The following is a 16,223-nucleotide window of genomic DNA, read 5'->3' as shown; positions in this document are numbered from 1 at the left end:
TTTTGAAAAAACATCTTTTATTAACCGCAATTCTGGCAAGCAGTTTTGCCATTCATTCGCAAAGCAAAATCGTAACCGTAACCAATTCTCTTGCTGTTGACAGGGAATTTGAAACGATTGAACTGACTAAAAAATCGCTCGGATTGCCTTCTTCGGCTAAACTTGAAGATTATACCGTTAAAGAAATCAGTAGTAATGCATTTTTAACCATTCAATCTGTAGATAATAATGGAGATGGTGTTGTTGATGTATTATTATTTCAACCCAAAATAAGTGCTTCTTCACATAAGGATTTTGTGGTTTCGACTGCAACAAATCCAAATCCAGACAAAACAGTTAGCTGTTATTCCAGATTTGTTCCGGAAAGGACCGATGATTATGCATGGGAAAACAACAAAGTAGCTTTTAGAACTTATGGTCCGGTTGCTCAAAAAATGGTCGAAGATCATATTGAAGGCGGAACTTTGACCAGCGGAATCGACGCATGGCTAAAAAGAGTCGATTACCCGATTATCAATAAATGGTACGAAAAAGCAACTTTAGGAACCGGAACGTATCATAAAGATACGGGCGAAGGTTTGGATAATTTTCATGTTGGAGATAGCCGTGGTCTTGGCGGAATTGCCGTAAAAGTGGATAATAAATACTATTTCTCAAAGAATTTTACCACTTGGAAAACCATCACCACAGGACCAATCAGAACGAGTTTTATCCTAACGTATGCGGATTGGGATGCAAAAGGCAATAAAATAACCGAATCTAAACTAATTAGCTTGGACTACGGAAGTTACTTTTCCCGTTTTGAAATCAATATTAAAGGCACAAAAGAAATCGCTGCCGGATTAACGCTTCATGACAAAAAAGGAACGATTGGAACCAATGTCAAAGAAGGCTGGATCAGCCATTGGGAACCTCTTGACGATTCAGAATTAGGAACGGCATTAGTTGCCCCAAAAGGTACTTTAACGAGTTTTGACAACTATATTACCAACGATAAAGACTTAAGTAATTTATACGCAAACTTAAACGTAAAAAATAACAAAGTAATCTATTATGTTGGTTTCGGATGGAAAAAAGGAAGTCCGTTTCAAACGAAACAAGAATGGGAAACGTATTTGACTTCGTTTGCTAGCAAGATTAATAATCCGCTTGTTGTGAAGGTTAAGAAGTAGTTTTTTTTGCCCACGGATTTGACGGATTTAAACGGGTTTTCGCTGGTTTGTTTTTATTTTATTCGCTTTTTTTGTCATTGTGAGGAACGAAGCAACCGCACTAACAATAAGACACAAAGTTTGATTTAGCAAGTGAGATTGCTTCGTTCCTCGCAATGACAAAATCCGCGTAAACCCGTTCAAACCCGCCAAATCCGTGGGCAAAATTTCACGATTTCTTAGCCGGAAAATAATTCTCCTTCAAAATAATCTCCAGCGGAATATAATGCGTGTTTTCAACAGGTTCCTGCAACACTAATTTTTTGTATAAATGATTAATTCCCATATAGCCCTGTTCTTCGGGTCTTTGGTTGATCAGGAAATCAATTACCCCTTTGTTCAGGTATTCGATATTATCTTTTAGTAAATCATAACCAATAATTCGGACGCCTTTTATGTGGTTTTGTTCTAAAAATCGAGCAACAATATACGCACGGGAATTGGGTACAAAAACGCTATTTATTCCGGAGAACATCTCCAGATTTAACTGATCAATTCCGGAATCTTTGATGGTAACTTCTGAGAATTTAAAATTCGTAAGTTCGTTATGATCTTTAAAAAACGAATAAAATCCGTCGATACGCTGTAAATAAACCGATGTACTTTCTATTTCTCTGGTAATCTTAAAAATCAGGATTTGCCTTTCGTTTTTTACGGCAAAACTAATTAATCTTCCCGCCAAATAGCCACTCTGAAAAGCATCTTGTCCCACATAGGCGTGCTCTTCATTGCTTGAAATATTAGAATCGATCATGACAACCGGAATATTTTTTTTTTCATATTCGTTCAAAAAACGAACCGATTCTTCATAAAAAATAGGTGCAAAAAGTAATCCGTCGCAATCAAATTCCAATACTTTTTTGACCGATTCCTTAAAGGAAGCAGCACTGAAATCATAAAAGAAATAATCTAGCACAATTCCGAATTTACTGAATTCTACCGCGGCTTTTTCGATTCCTGAAATCTGACTTTTCCAATATTCCAGATCTTCATATTTTGGCAGGAAAACCGCAAAATGAAATTTCTTATTCAAGGCCAGATTACTCGCCAGAATATTTCGTTTATAACCATATTGCTCGATTATAGCATTGACTTTGTCGACATTATCCTGAGTAACCTGTCCACGATTATGGATAATTCTGTCAACTGTTCCGGGCGAAACATTGGCTAGTGCTGCAATTTTTTTAATCGTTATGATATTGATTCTTTTTAAGTTAAAAATTTTCCTATAAGATTGTAAAATTAATTTTTTTTATGAAAGATAAGTTGTTTTACTTAACTTTTTATATACATTTGCAACAACCCGTGTGCGTACACGTAAAATTACACAGATGTCAAAAAGAATCATAACTTTTGGTGAAATTTTATTGAGACTTTCACCTCCAAACTATAACAAATTATACAAATCGAGAACATTTGAAGCACATTATGGCGGTGCCGAAGCAAATGTTGGGGCATCGTTGGCTCTTTTTGGATGTGATGTAAAATTCGTGACTTCTGTTCCTGATAATGAATTAGGAGATTCCGCTTTAAGCGAATTGAAATCGTATGGCGTTGAACCTGTTTCGGTAAAACAAGGAAGCCGTTTGGGTGTTTATTATTTTGAACATGGCGCGTCTGAAAGACCGGGGAAAGTTTTATATGACAGAGACGCTTCTTCTTTCGCACATCTTAAAAAAGGAATGATCGATTGGGAAACTATTTTTGCAGATGCAGATTGGTTTCATTGGTCGGGAATTACGCCATCGTTAACCGAAGATCTTGCTATTGTATGCAAAGAAGCTCTTGAAGCCGCTTCGAAATTAGGATTAACGATTTCAGCTGATTTAAACTACCGTCCAACATTATGGAAGTATGGCAAAAAAGCTTCTGAAATAATGCCGGATTTGGTTCAATATTGTGATGTTTTATTAGGGGGTTCAGATGATTCTGAAAAATGTCTGGGTATCAAAATTGAAGAATCAGAAAGTATTGATGCTGTCTTTAATAAATGGAAAAAACAATTTCCAAAACTAAAAACGATTGTTTCTACTATGCGCTATGACGCCAATGCTTCATCAAATACAATTGGTGCTGTTTTATGGAATAATGGAAAACTTTTAAAATCTAAAGAATATAAAATTTCTCATATTATTGATAGAATTGGTGCCGGAGATGCCTTTATGGCGGGATTAATCTACGGATTAATTACCTGGCCGGAATCATATCAGGATACGCTTGAATATGCGGTTGCCGCTTCATGCCTGAAACATTCGATACCGGGAGATATTAATTTATCGAGCGTAAATGATATTACGGCTTTGATGAATGGTGCTAGTGGCGGAAGGGTCATTCGATAACTTTATTGCCCACTGATTGTGCGGATTTAACGGATTAACACAGATTTATTTTTCATACAAATTATTTAATCTCGCAAAGTCGCAGAGTCGCAAAGTTTTTATTACTTATTACCTTAGCGTCTTCGCGACTTTGCGAGAGAATCAAATATAAAACTTAAAAAAATGATAGTAGATTCATTACACAATGCAGCCAAATATTACGGTTTACATCCCAATTTCAAAAAAGCTTTTGATTATGTCCGTCAAAATGATATTACCATTCTTGAAGAAGGATCTTTTGAAATTGCCGAGGGTTTAAAAGTGATCGTAATTGTGGGCGAAGGAACTACCAAAGAAGAAAGTATTAAAGGTTTTGAATGCCATGACCAAAATATCGACATTCAGATTTCGATAAAAGGACCGGAAACTTTTGCGTGGAAACCAAGAGAAAAATGCATCAGCCCAAACGGGGATTATAGTGCTGAAAGAGACGTACGTTTTTTTCATGATAAGCCGGATATGTTCTTTGAATTACAGGAAAAACAATTTGCCATATTATTTCCAGAAGATGTTCACGCAGCCATGATTGGCGAAGGATTATTGAAAAAAATCGTAATTAAAGTTAAAATATAAAAGTCATGAACACGATTCAAAACACGATTGAAGTTATCTCAAAACAAGGGATTTTGCCTTTGTATTTTAATAGCGATGAAAATATTAGTATCGAAGTTCTACGCTCACTTTACAGAAGCGGAATCAGGGCTGTAGAATATACCAACAGAGGTTCTGAAGCATTGCCGAATTTTGAGAAAATGGTTGCCGTAAGAAATATTGAAATGCCTGAAATGTTACTAGGCATCGGAACTATAAAAAATCTGGATCAGGCTACAGCATTTTACAATATTGGCGCTGATTTTTTTATAAGTCCTGGTTTTGTTCCTGAAGTGGCTGATTTCGTAAAAAGCAAGGAATTATTATATACTCCGGGTTGTATGACGCCAACAGAAATCATTGCAGCTGAAAATGCGGGAATAAAATTCATTAAACTTTTCCCTGGAAATATTCTGGGTCCTGAATTTTTGAGCAGTATAAAAGACATTTTTCCATCTCTTCAGTTTATGACAACAGGCGGTGTTGAAACGACTCATACCAGTATTAATAGCTGGTTTTCTGCAGGAGTTTCTGCTGTGGGATTGGGAAGTAAACTAATCAGTAAAAAACGCATGGAAGACGGAGATTACGATCTGATAGAAAATGAGGTCAAAAAAGCCATAGAGATCGTTCAGATTATACAAAAACAATCATAAAATAAAATATGGATTCAATATTTAATCTAAAAGGTAAAATTGCTCTTATTACAGGCGGTGCCGGAGTATTGGGAAGCAATTTTGCAAATGTATTGGCAAAACAAGGCGTTATCACTGGAATCGTTTCTCAATCGATTGAAAAAGCCAATAAAGCCGTAGAAACAATAAAAAGCAATGGCGGACAAGCTTTTGCGGTTCAGGCGAATGTTTTAAATAAGGAAGAACTTGAAAAAGCAAGGGATTTTATCGTAGAAAAATACGGTCGGCTTGATATTTTGATCAATGCTGCGGGCGGAAATATGCCCGGAGCAACGATAAGTCCGGATCAGGCGATTTATGATATGCAAGTAGATGATTTACAAAAAGTTGTCGATCTTAATATTATTGGAACGATGTTGCCAACGCAGGTATTTTCAGAGATTTTCGCCAAACAAAAACAAGGAATTATCATCAATATTTCATCAGCATCAGCGCAAAGACCTTTGACGAGAGTGGTTGGATATTCGGCTTCAAAAGCGGCTATTGATAATTTCACGCAATGGATGTCGGTTGAACTGGCTTCAAAATATGGCGAAGGAATTCGTGTAAATGCGATCTCTCCGGGATTTTTTATCGGGGAACAAAACAGAGCTTTATTATTGACTCCGGACGGAAAATTAACACCTCGCGGTGAAAAAATCATCGATCATACGCCAATGGGAAGATTCGGGAAACCGGAAGATATTGACGGTGCGCTTTTGTTTTTATGCAGCGATATGTCAAAATTCGTTACGGGAACGATTATCAAAGTTGATGGAGGGTTTTCGGCATCGAGTATTTAGAATCTGATTTCGACGTTTCCTGCAAGGTTTTCAAAGCCTTGTAGGTATGATTCTGGAATTAAATAATAAGTTTTAGACCTACAAGGTTTTGTCCCGAAGCTTCGGGATTGCAAGACAAAAAACCAAACCAAAATTAAAAAACTAAATCAAAAATGGAACAAACATTAAGATGGTTCGGACCAAATGATCCTGTTTCTTTACAAGATATTTTACAGACCGGCGCAACGGGAATCGTAACTGCATTACACCATATTCCGAACGGAGAAGTTTGGAGCATTGAAGAAATTATAAAACGAAAAGTTGAAATCGAGCATCAAAACGGAGATCCTAAAAAAGGTGCTTCGGGTTTAATATGGTCGGTTGTAGAAAGTATTCCGATTCATGAAGACATTAAAAAACAAACCGGAAATTACCTTCAATACATTGAAAACTATAAAGAAAGCATTCGGAATTTAGCGCTGTGCGGAATCAAATGCATTTGCTATAATTTTATGCCGGTTTTAGACTGGTCAAGAACAGATCTGGCGTATGAAACTGCGGACGGATCAAAAGCTTTGCGTTTTGATATTAATGCTTTTGCGGCTTTTGAATTGTTTATTTTGAAAAGACCAAATGCTGAAAAAGAATATTCGGCTAAGCAGATTGAAAAAGCGACAAAATATTTTGAAGCCATGACTGATGCTGATAAAATAAAATTACAGCAAAATATTCTGGCTGGACTTCCGGGAGCTGAAGAAGCGTATTCTGTTGAAGATTTTCTGGTGACTTTAAGCGGATATAATCATATTGACAGAGCGGCTTTAAAGCAAAATCTTTTCTTCTTTTTGAAAGAAATTATTCCCGTTGCCGAAAGCAAAGGTGTTGTGATGGCGATTCATCCTGACGATCCGCCCTACCCTATTTTGGGATTGCCAAGAGTGGTGAGCACAGAGGAAGATTTAATGGAATTGATGGCTGCAGCCGATTCAAAATCAAATGGGTTCACGATGTGTACGGGTTCTTACGGGGTAAGAGCGGATAATGATTTACCGGGAATTGTGAGACGTCACGGCGATAAAATGAATTTTATTCACTTGAGAAGTACGGAAAGAGACGAAGAAGGCAGTTTTTTTGAAGCCAATCATCTTGAAGGCGATGTAGATATGTACGAAGTCGTAAAAGCGATTATCGAGGTTGAAAAAAGAAATAATAGTTCGTTACCTATGCGCCCTGATCACGGTCATCAAATGTTGGATGATTTGAACAAAAAAACAAATCCGGGTTATTCGGCAATTGGGCGTTTGAGAGGTTTGGCAGAGTTGAGAGGTCTGGAAATGGGAATCAAAAAAAGCTTATAAAAAATACTATCTGAATATAAACACGAATTTCACGAATTTGCACTAATTCGTTCGTGAAATTAATTTCACAAACTAGGCCCATCATAAAAATTTGTGCAAATCTGTGAAATTCGTGTTGAAAATTCATCAAGATGTATTCAAAAAATAAATATTTTATGTCTGAAAATAAATTTATAACCGAGGATTTTTTGCTGTATACGAAAACGGCTGTTTCCTTGTACCATGATTTTGCGAAAGCACAACCCATTATCGATTACCATTGTCATTTGTCTCCAAAAGATATTGCCGAAGACCGTCAGTTTGAAAACATTACTCAAATCTGGATTGAAGGCGATCATTACAAATGGAGAGCGATGCGCGCGAATGGTATTTCTGAAAAATATATTACGGGAGATGCTTCTGATTTTGAAAAGTTTGAAAAATGGGCTGAAACCCTGCCGCATACTTTACGAAATCCGTTGTATCACTGGTCGCATCTGGAATTGAAACGTTATTTTGGAATTGATATATTATTGAATAAAGAAACCGCTAAGGAAATTTATGATACTTGCAATGAATTGCTAAAAAAGCCTGAATTCAGTGTCAAAAATTTACTTAGAAGAATGAATGTGAAGGTTGTAGGAACTACGGATGATCCTACGGATGATTTGCAATTTCATCAAAAGCTTCGTGACGATGAGTTTGAAATTTCGGTTTTGCCTTCTTTCAGACCGGATAAAGCAACGGAGATTGAGAAAGGACAATTGTTTGTAAACTGGGTTCAAAAACTGGAAGCTGCTGTTGGTTTTTCTATAAAAGAATATCCTTCGTTTATAAAAGCGATATCAATTAGACATGACTTTTTTCATGAAATGGGCTGCCGAATTTCGGATCACGGACATATTAAATTTTATGCGTCAACCTATACGGAATCTGAGATAGAATCTATTTTTCAGAAAGGATTAAAGGTTTCAGAATTGAGTACGATTGAAATCGAAAAATTCAAATCGGCGGTACTTTTTGAGATTGCTCTGATGAATCATAAAAAATCCTGGGCGCAGCAATTTCACGTAGGTGCGATCAGAAACAATAATAGCAAAATGATGCAATCCATTGGTCCGGATCAGGGATTTGATTCTATTGGAGATCTGAATATGGCCGATAATATGAGCGGTTTCTTTGATAAACTGAATTCTGCCAACGGCTTGACCAAAACAATTGTCTATAATTTGAATCCGCGTGACAATGAAGTTTTTGCATCTATGGCGGCAAATTTTAATGATGATTTGATTCCCGGAAAAATGCAATACGGAGCCGCGTGGTGGTTTTTGGATCAAAAAGACGGAATGGAAAAACAATTAAATGTGTTATCAAATTTTGGTTTATTAAGCCGATTTGTGGGAATGGTAACAGATTCGAGAAGCTTTTTATCGTTTCCGCGTCATGAATATTTCCGTCGTATTTTATGTAATATTTTAGGAAACGAAGTTGAAAATGGGCAGTTGCCAAATGATATCAATTTAATTGGAGAATTGGTTAAAAATATCTGCAGCAAGAATGCTGAACGCTACTTTAAATTTAAAGAATAAAAAACAAGATTTCAGTTTGAGGAAAAAAGTCTAAAAACCTTTTTATAACCACCCCAAACTTTTACAATATAAAAACAAAAATGCTCTTAACTAACTATCATGACTATCAAAAACGAACCAATCGGAAAGTATCGCTGGACTATCTGCGGACTGCTTTTCTTTGCCACTACAGTGAATTATCTGGACAGACAAGTACTGAGTTTACTGGCTCCAAGCCTATCTGAAGAATTTAACTGGAGTAATACGGATTATGCAAATATAACCGCTGTTTTTCAGTTTGTTTATGCGCTTTCAATGTTATTTGCAGGAAGATTAATCGACAAATTGGGTACAAAATTAGGCTATATTCTGGCTATTTTTATCTGGTCGATTGGTGCAATTATGCACGCTTACGCAATCCCGATTGGAAGTACTTTTAACAACATATTAGTTTGGGTTGGTATTGGCGCTGTTCCAGTTTCTATTGCCGGTTTTATGATTTCGAGAGCTTTTCTGGGTTTTGGTGAAGCCGGAAATTTCCCGTCGGCGATAAAAGCTACGGCAGAATATTTTCCTAAAAAAGAACGATCATTAGCTACCGGAATTTTCAATTCGGGATCGAATGTTGGAGCAATTCTGGCGCCTATCACCGTGCCTTGGATTGCCGTACATTGGGGCTGGCAAATGGCTTTTATTATTATTGGAGCCATTGGTTTTATCTGGATGTTTTTCTGGTATTTTTTATATGAAAAACCAAGAAACCAAAAGAGAATGTCGCAGGCTGAACTGGATTATATCTGTGAAGAAGATGTTCCTCAAGACGTTCTACAAGAAAATGCAAAACCTGAAAAAATTTCCTGGCTAAAACTTTTAAGCTACAAACAAACCTGGGCTTTTGCGATTGGAAAATTCTTAACTGACGGAATTTGGTGGTTCTTTTTATTCTGGTTACCAAAATATTTAGAAGCACAATTCGGTATGGAAAAAACCGAAATCACGGTTCCGTTAGCGGTTTTATATAGTATGACTATGGTTGGAAGTATTTACGGCGGATATTTCCCGATGTATTTTATCAAGAAAGGTCACAATCCTTATGAAGCCCGAATGAAAGCGATGCTTATCATTGCGCTTTTTCCCTTATTTGTACTTCTGGCGCAGCCTTTGGGTCATATCAGTTTCTGGATGCCTGTTGTTTTAATTGGCGTTGGAGCTTCGGCACATCAGGCTTGGTCGGCTAATATTTTTACAACTGTTTCTGATATGTTTCCTAAAAAAGCAATTGGTTCTATCATAGGAATTGGCGGAATGGCCGGCGGACTTGGCGGTGTTCTGGTATCTAAATTAGGCGGTGCTTTGTTTGATTATTACGAAGGATTAGGACATATTGAGACTGGATATACCATCATGTTTGTGCTTTGTGCCGTTGCGTATTTGATTGCCTGGGCGATCATGAAAACGTTGGTTCCTAAATATAAATTGATTACAGATTTATAATGTGTTAGCCCACGGATTTGGCGGATTAAACGGGTTTATGCTGGTTTTTTGTCACTTCACGTAACCTTTGTCAAAGTTTTAAACTTTGACAAAGGTGTTTGAAAACAATCTATGTAAACCCGTTCAATCCGTAAAATCCGTGTCCCATCTCTCAAAAAAAAAATATGAAACGTCAAGCCCTTATTATCTATAGTCTTTTCATCGGCATAAATGCGATTGGTCAGGAATTGCCTAAAATCCTGACGCAAAAACCGGTCACGAATTATCTGCCGGATTTTAGTTATGCGGGCTATCATTTCGGCGAAAGCCAAATTCCTGAAACTGCAGGAAAAATAATAAATGCTGTAGATTTTGGCGTAAAAGCGAATGACGGTTTAGATGATTCTAAAGCTTTATTAAAAGCTGTAAAAGCCGCAAATGCAGTTGAAGGAAATGTGATTTTGCAATTGCCGGCAGGGCAACTAATTCTGAGTGATATTGTATATATCGAAAGAAGCAATTTTGTACTTCGCGGTGCAAGAACTGGCGAAAACGGAACTGAGATTTATTGCCCAAGACCTATGATGTATCTCAAAAATCCGGAATCATTGGCTGAACTTCGGGAATATCTCACCACGCTTGATAAAAGACAACGCGAACCTGAAAATAATATCGATTTGCCTTTCTCACAATATGCCTGGTCGGGCGGTTTTATATGGACTCAGATTCCGGGTGAACGTGTAAAATCATATTTGGATAAATACGAACCAACACCAAGTTTTCTGGCTAAAGTAAGTTCCGGAAATATGGGCGAACATATCATTAATGTTTCAGAAGTTAAAGGTTTAAAAGTTGGTGATATTGTAGAACTTCAATTGTTTAATAAAGACGGAGAAAACGGCGAAATCATTAAAGATTTATATAAAGGTGCTAAAGTAAAACCGGGTTCTCATCATTGGAATTTTCCAAAACTTCCCATCGTAAGACAACAAGTTGAAATCACTAAAATTTCGGGTTCTAAAATCACAATAAAAACACCTTTGACAATTGCCATAAAACCAAGTTATCAGGCACAATTGGTCGAATGGAAACATTTAAACGAAGTTGGAATTGAACATATTCGTTTTACTTTTCCTGATATTCCTAGAGTCGCGCATCATGTTGAACCGGGAAATAATGCGATATTTTTAACCCGCGTTTTTAATAGCTGGGTGAACGATGTTACGATTACAAATGCCGATAGCGGAATTTTAGGCGAAGAAATTTCGAACGTAACAATTCAGGATATTGTGACGGATGGCGCTCATATCGCACATTATACGGTGACTTTGGGCGGTGTTCATAATGTTTTGGTCAAGAATCTGAAGATTTACAATAAAGCTGTTCATCCGCTAAGTTTCAACACTTTTGCGACTAAAAATGTGTATCAGAATTGCGAAATCTTTGCTGATCCGGTTTTAGATCAGCATTCGGGAGCGAATCATCAAAATTTATTCGATAATATTACGGTGCACATATCGCCGGACAAAAATAATAGTTACGCCTTATTTGGCGGAGGCGGTGCTGATTACTGGAAACCGTCTCACGGGCCTTTCAGTACTTTTTGGAACCTGAATGTTCAGGTCGAAAAAGCAGCTGATAATACGAAACCCATTTTACTTTACGGAATGAAAGACGGACCATTTGCGCGAATCATTGGCGTGAATGGCAATGCTAAATTCGAAGTAAAATATGATCCTGACGCTTATATTGAGTTTCTAAATACATCGATGGAAAAAGTGCCTTCGCTGTATGAATATCAATTGAAAAAGCGGTTGAAAAAATAATCTCGCAAAGTCACGAAGTCGCAAAGTTTTTTAAGTAACTACTAAGCGTAGTGTTTGTCATTTCGACGAAGGAGAAATCTCCGCAAGTAACTCCGTAATGAGGATCAATCTTTGTCGAGCTTCTAGCGAAGATTTCTCCTTCGTCGAAATGACATAAAATGAGGTAAAAACTTTGTGACTTCGCGACTTTGCGAGAAATCATATCCGCAATAACAAAGAAAACTTTGCGCGAAATGACTCTTCACAATAAAACTTAAATGCTATGAAGTATCAAGTAACTCTTCTCGTAATCTTATTTATTTCAGGGAATGCATTTTCCCAAAATAAATACCGTCTTAAAAATATCTCGACTACTGAGGGACTTTCCCAGAATTCTGTCATTGCTATTCATCAGGATAAATTTGGACAGATGTGGTTTGGTACGCGCGACGGTCTCAATAAATATGACGGAAGCCGATTCAGCGTTTTCAGGAATGATGTTACAAACAAAACGTCGATCAGCAATGATATTTTATCTATTGAAGAAGATGATTCCGGAAAATTATGGATTGGAACTTATAATGGACTGAATTGTTATGATCCTGTCAGCAATACTTTCGATCGGTATTTACATGACAAAACCAATCATGCCATGAATAGCAATACGATTTGGTGCATAAAGAAAATTGGAGATGAAATGTGGTTTGGCACTTCAAAAGGATTATCGGTTTATAACAAAAAAACAAAACAGTTCACTGCCGCTTTTCATTCTAATACAGATAATACAACGATTCCAAGCAATAATATTCTGAGCATTTTAAAAACCAAAAAAGGTCAGATCTGGATTGGGTCTACAAAAGGATTGTGCGTATTAACGAGTAGAAAAAACGGGAAATTTACTTTTAAAAATTATCCGTTAAACAATATCGATTTGCTCAATGTATCAGCAATCGCCGAAGACCGCTTTAACAATATCTGGGTTGGAACAAAAAACAAAGGACTTTTAAAATTTGATCCTTCAACAAACAGCTTTGTTTCCTTTTTATCTGACGAAAAATACAAGGAAATCAATAGTGAAATCCGTGCTTTGGCTATTGACCGCAAAGGCTCGATCTGGATTGGTGCGTATGACGGAGTTTATATTTTAGGAGAAGATAAGAGTATTCAAAAGATAAATAATAATAACAGTAATACGAATCATAGCAGTGGAATTGAAAAAGTAAAATCGATTTTCATTGATAAAAAAGGGTCTGTTTGGGTTGGCTGTTATTATAAAGGCGTAAATATGTGGGATATTTCAAACGCGAATTTCTTCAATTACGATCAGAATTCGAAAAAGATTCCGATGAGTTATGATGTGGTGAGTTCGATTGTTGCCGACAAAAATCAGAATATTTATTTTGGAACTGAAGGCGGCGGCATCACGGTTTACAATAAAAATACAGAAGCCACGAGTTACATCAACAACAAAGCTGGACAAACGCCCATAAATGATATTAAATCAATGTGGTTTGCAGAGAATAATATTTTGTGGATGGGAACTTTTTCCAAAGGAATTTCTGCTTATAATACATTAACTAAAAAATTTGAAAACGACCGTATTTCGCCTCAATTAAAGGATTCATTAAAAGATGTGGGTGTTTATTCTATCAAAACAGAAGGAAACGGCGTATTGTGGATGGGAACTTTCAGCAAAGGATTGATTCGATATAATACTGTTTCTAAAGATTTTCAATTTATTAGAAATGAGAATAACAAGTTAAATTCTCTAACCAATAATTATGTGCGAACGGTATTGGTCGACAAACAAAAAAGACTTTGGGTAGGAACACTGAGCGGACTGAATCTTATTGGGCTCCAAAATTTTAAATCGAATAAATACGTTGTAAAACATTTTCTTTTTGATGATGCTGCTTTATCCGGAGATGATATTCTGACCTTGTTTCAGGATTCTCAAAATAAAATCTGGGTAGGAACAAAAGCAAAAGGACTGCATTATTTTGATGGAAAGAAATTTAACAGAATTAACCTGAAAATTGCAAATACGGTTATTACATCCATACATTCTATTTTAGAAGATGGTGATAAAAATTTATGGATTAGTACCAATCAGGGCATTATAAAATACAGTACTACCCGAAAAACAGTTATAAATTATGATCAAAAAGACGGTATAACCAATAATGAATTTAATGATAATGCGGCTTTAAAACTTGATGCGAATAAATTTTATTTTGGAAGCCCATCCGGCGCAACTTATTTTGACGCCCAAAAAATTTCCATAAATCAACACGCACCTCAGGTTTTGATTACGGATTTGAAAATCAAAAATGAAACTACAAACCCAAATGATTCCTTAGGCATTTTAGAAAAAAGCATTGGGTATACCAAAACCATCACGCTGGATTATGACAAGGCAAATTTCTCCATCAATTTTGCGATTCCTAATTACGTCCGATCCAAAAAAAATCAATACAGCTACCGTTTAATCGGACTGGAAAATAACTGGACACTTACAAAAAATACGGAAGCCATGTATGCCATTCAGAATCCGGGAACTTATGTTTTTGAAGTGCGCGGTGCCAATAATGACGGTGTTTGGAACAAAGTTCCTACTACTTTGACCGTTATCGTAAAACCGGCTCCGTGGCGCAGCATCTGGGCCTTTTTATTGTACGGAATTATAATAGGTTTAGGATTATACGGTTTGATCTGGATCATGAAATCGAAAGCCAGACTGAAACAAAAACTCGAATTAGAATATCTGGAAACCAAACGTATTGAAGAAAATAACAGGGCAAAATTGGATTTTTTCACCAATATTTCGCATGAATTCAGAACGCCTTTGACTTTGATTTTAGGTCCGCTGCAGCAAATCTTGGCAGATTATAACGGAACCAATGAAATGTATAAAAAACTGCTGGTTATTGAAGGAAGTGCGAATCATCTTTTAAGCCTGATTAATCGTTTAATGGATTTCAGAAAACTCGAAAACGATCAGGTTATGCTGGAATCGGCTAACGGAAATATTGTAAAATTCACTAAAGAAATCTTTCTGTCTTTTATAGAATATGCCAAAGACGGCGGTTACACCTATACTTTTGAATCATCAGAAGATGAAATTCTGGTTTATTTTGACCGTTATAAATTAGAACGTGTTTTTTATAATTTGATTTCAAACGCTTTTAGATATACTCCAAAAGGCGGAAATATCAACATTAAAATAAACCACGATCGCGAAAATTTATTTATTGCCGTTGAAGATTCAGGAGTTGGAATTGCGGAAGAACATATTGATAAAATTTTCGATTTGTTTTTTGAAGTTCCGATGCACAATAATGTTCAGAAAAATTACAATAAAGGAACCGGAATTGGTTTATCAATCGTAAAAAACATTGTAAAACTTCATAAAGGCCAAATTGATGTAACCAATAAGGAAACCGGTGGCGGCGTCGTTTTTAAAGTAACGCTTCCGTTGGGCCGTGCGCATCTTTTGGACAGTGAAATTATTGAAGATTTTAAAATCAGTGATGACATTGAACAATACGCAACACAACTTGAAACTTCAGAAATTACAGAACCGGAAGATATTGATGATTTGGTAGTTAATGCCGAAAAACAAACGATTCTAATTGTCGAAGATCATAAAGTTTTACGAACTTTTATGAAAAATTTACTCAAAAAAGAATACAATATTGTTGAGGCTGAAAACGGAAAAGTGGCTTTTGAAAAAGCATTGCAGTTCGTTCCGAATTTAATTATCAGCGATGTTATTATGCCGGAAATGGTAGGAACAGAACTTTGCTCGAAAATAAAAGAAAACCTGAAAACGAGTCATATTCCAGTTATTTTACTGACTTCGAGATCATCATTAGTTTATAAATTTGAAGGCCTGGAAAGTGGCGCTGATGATTATATCAGTAAACCTTTTAATTTAATAGAATTTAAACTTCGCGTTAAAAACCTGTTGAAATCTACAGAAAGACTGAAACTTAAATTTTCAAGCGAAGACAGTTTTATTCCGTCAGAAATAACGGTTTCTTCGCTGGATGAGGAATTATTAAAAAAAGCATTCAAGATTGTTGAAGATAATATTTCGAACGAACAATTTGATATTCCGTTTTTCTGTTCAGAATTAGGTGTAAGCCGTACGATGTTATTTTTAAAAGTAAAAGCGTGGACAAATTATACGCCAAACGAATTTATTCATGAAATACGATTAAAACGCGCGGCACAACTTTTGGAACAAAATAAATTAAATGTTTCAGAAGTGAGTTATAAAGTTGGGTTCAATAATCCGAAATATTTTAGCAAATGTTTCCAAAAAAGATACGGCGAAACTCCGTCACAATTTGCTGATAAATTTTCAAAACCAATGTCAGTAATTTAAAAAATCCAGTGTTT

11 protein-coding genes are annotated in these 16,223 nt (G+C 36.2%); 10 read left to right on the top strand and 1 reads right to left on the bottom strand.

Annotated elements, in window-relative coordinates; translation table 11 throughout:
• The first annotated feature begins 2 nt into the window (after positions 1 to 2).
• On the top strand, positions 3 to 1,172 hold the full coding sequence (locus ACZ0AH_RS09740) for a DUF4861 family protein (protein WP_463475602.1): 1,170 nt from the start codon (positions 3 to 5) through the stop codon (positions 1,170 to 1,172).
• 208 nt (positions 1,173 to 1,380) lie between these two features.
• Here the strand turns inward: ACZ0AH_RS09740 and ACZ0AH_RS09735 are convergent, their stop codons facing one another.
• Positions 1,381 to 2,391, bottom strand: a complete 1,011-nt coding sequence (locus tag ACZ0AH_RS09735; protein ID WP_463478101.1) for a LacI family DNA-binding transcriptional regulator — start codon at positions 2,389 to 2,391, stop codon at positions 1,381 to 1,383.
• Positions 2,392 to 2,542: 151 nt separating this feature from the next.
• Between ACZ0AH_RS09735 and ACZ0AH_RS09730 the strand changes: the two genes are divergently transcribed.
• The 9 genes from ACZ0AH_RS09730 to ACZ0AH_RS09690 all read left to right on the top strand — a co-directional run bounded on the left by ACZ0AH_RS09730 (position 2,543) and on the right by ACZ0AH_RS09690 (position 16,209).
• Complete coding sequence (locus tag ACZ0AH_RS09730) at positions 2,543 to 3,550, top strand: PfkB family carbohydrate kinase (RefSeq protein ID WP_463475601.1); 1,008 nt, start codon at positions 2,543 to 2,545, stop codon at positions 3,548 to 3,550.
• Positions 3,551 to 3,712: 162 nt separating this feature from the next.
• A complete protein-coding gene (locus ACZ0AH_RS09725) occupies positions 3,713 to 4,162 on the top strand; it encodes a NanQ anomerase/TabA/YiaL family protein (protein ID WP_463475600.1) in 450 nt (149 codons plus the stop codon).
• A gap of 5 nt (positions 4,163 to 4,167) precedes the next feature.
• A complete protein-coding gene (locus tag ACZ0AH_RS09720) occupies positions 4,168 to 4,836 on the top strand; it encodes a beta/alpha barrel domain-containing protein (protein WP_463475599.1) in 669 nt (222 codons plus the stop codon).
• 8 nt (positions 4,837 to 4,844) lie between these two features.
• The gene (locus ACZ0AH_RS09715) at positions 4,845 to 5,657 is read left to right on the top strand and encodes an SDR family oxidoreductase (RefSeq protein ID WP_463475598.1); all 813 of its coding nucleotides are present in this window, start codon (positions 4,845 to 4,847) and stop codon (positions 5,655 to 5,657) included.
• A gap of 152 nt (positions 5,658 to 5,809) precedes the next feature.
• The gene (gene uxuA, locus ACZ0AH_RS09710) at positions 5,810 to 6,994 is read left to right on the top strand and encodes a mannonate dehydratase (protein ID WP_463475597.1); all 1,185 of its coding nucleotides are present in this window, start codon (positions 5,810 to 5,812) and stop codon (positions 6,992 to 6,994) included.
• A 155-nt stretch (positions 6,995 to 7,149) separates the two neighbouring features.
• Positions 7,150 to 8,562 carry a glucuronate isomerase gene (uxaC, locus tag ACZ0AH_RS09705; protein WP_463475596.1) on the top strand — a complete coding sequence of 471 codons (1,413 nt, stop codon included), beginning with the start codon at positions 7,150 to 7,152 and terminating at the stop codon, positions 8,560 to 8,562.
• 99 nt (positions 8,563 to 8,661) lie between these two features.
• The gene (locus ACZ0AH_RS09700) at positions 8,662 to 10,035 is read left to right on the top strand and encodes an MFS transporter (RefSeq protein WP_463475595.1); all 1,374 of its coding nucleotides are present in this window, start codon (positions 8,662 to 8,664) and stop codon (positions 10,033 to 10,035) included.
• A gap of 164 nt (positions 10,036 to 10,199) precedes the next feature.
• Positions 10,200 to 11,840 (top strand): DUF4955 domain-containing protein, encoded by a 1,641-nt coding sequence (locus tag ACZ0AH_RS09695; protein WP_463475594.1) that lies wholly within the window; start codon positions 10,200 to 10,202, stop codon positions 11,838 to 11,840.
• Positions 11,841 to 12,102: 262 nt separating this feature from the next.
• Positions 12,103 to 16,209, top strand: coding sequence for a two-component regulator propeller domain-containing protein (locus tag ACZ0AH_RS09690; RefSeq protein ID WP_463475593.1), 4,107 nt, complete (start codon positions 12,103 to 12,105; stop codon positions 16,207 to 16,209).
• Positions 16,210 to 16,223 lie beyond the last annotated feature (14 nt).

This window comes from Flavobacterium sp. AC105 (assembly GCF_979258495.1).
The sequence above is the reverse complement of the archived record's forward strand: the minus strand, read 5'-3'. Positions and strand labels throughout refer to the sequence as shown.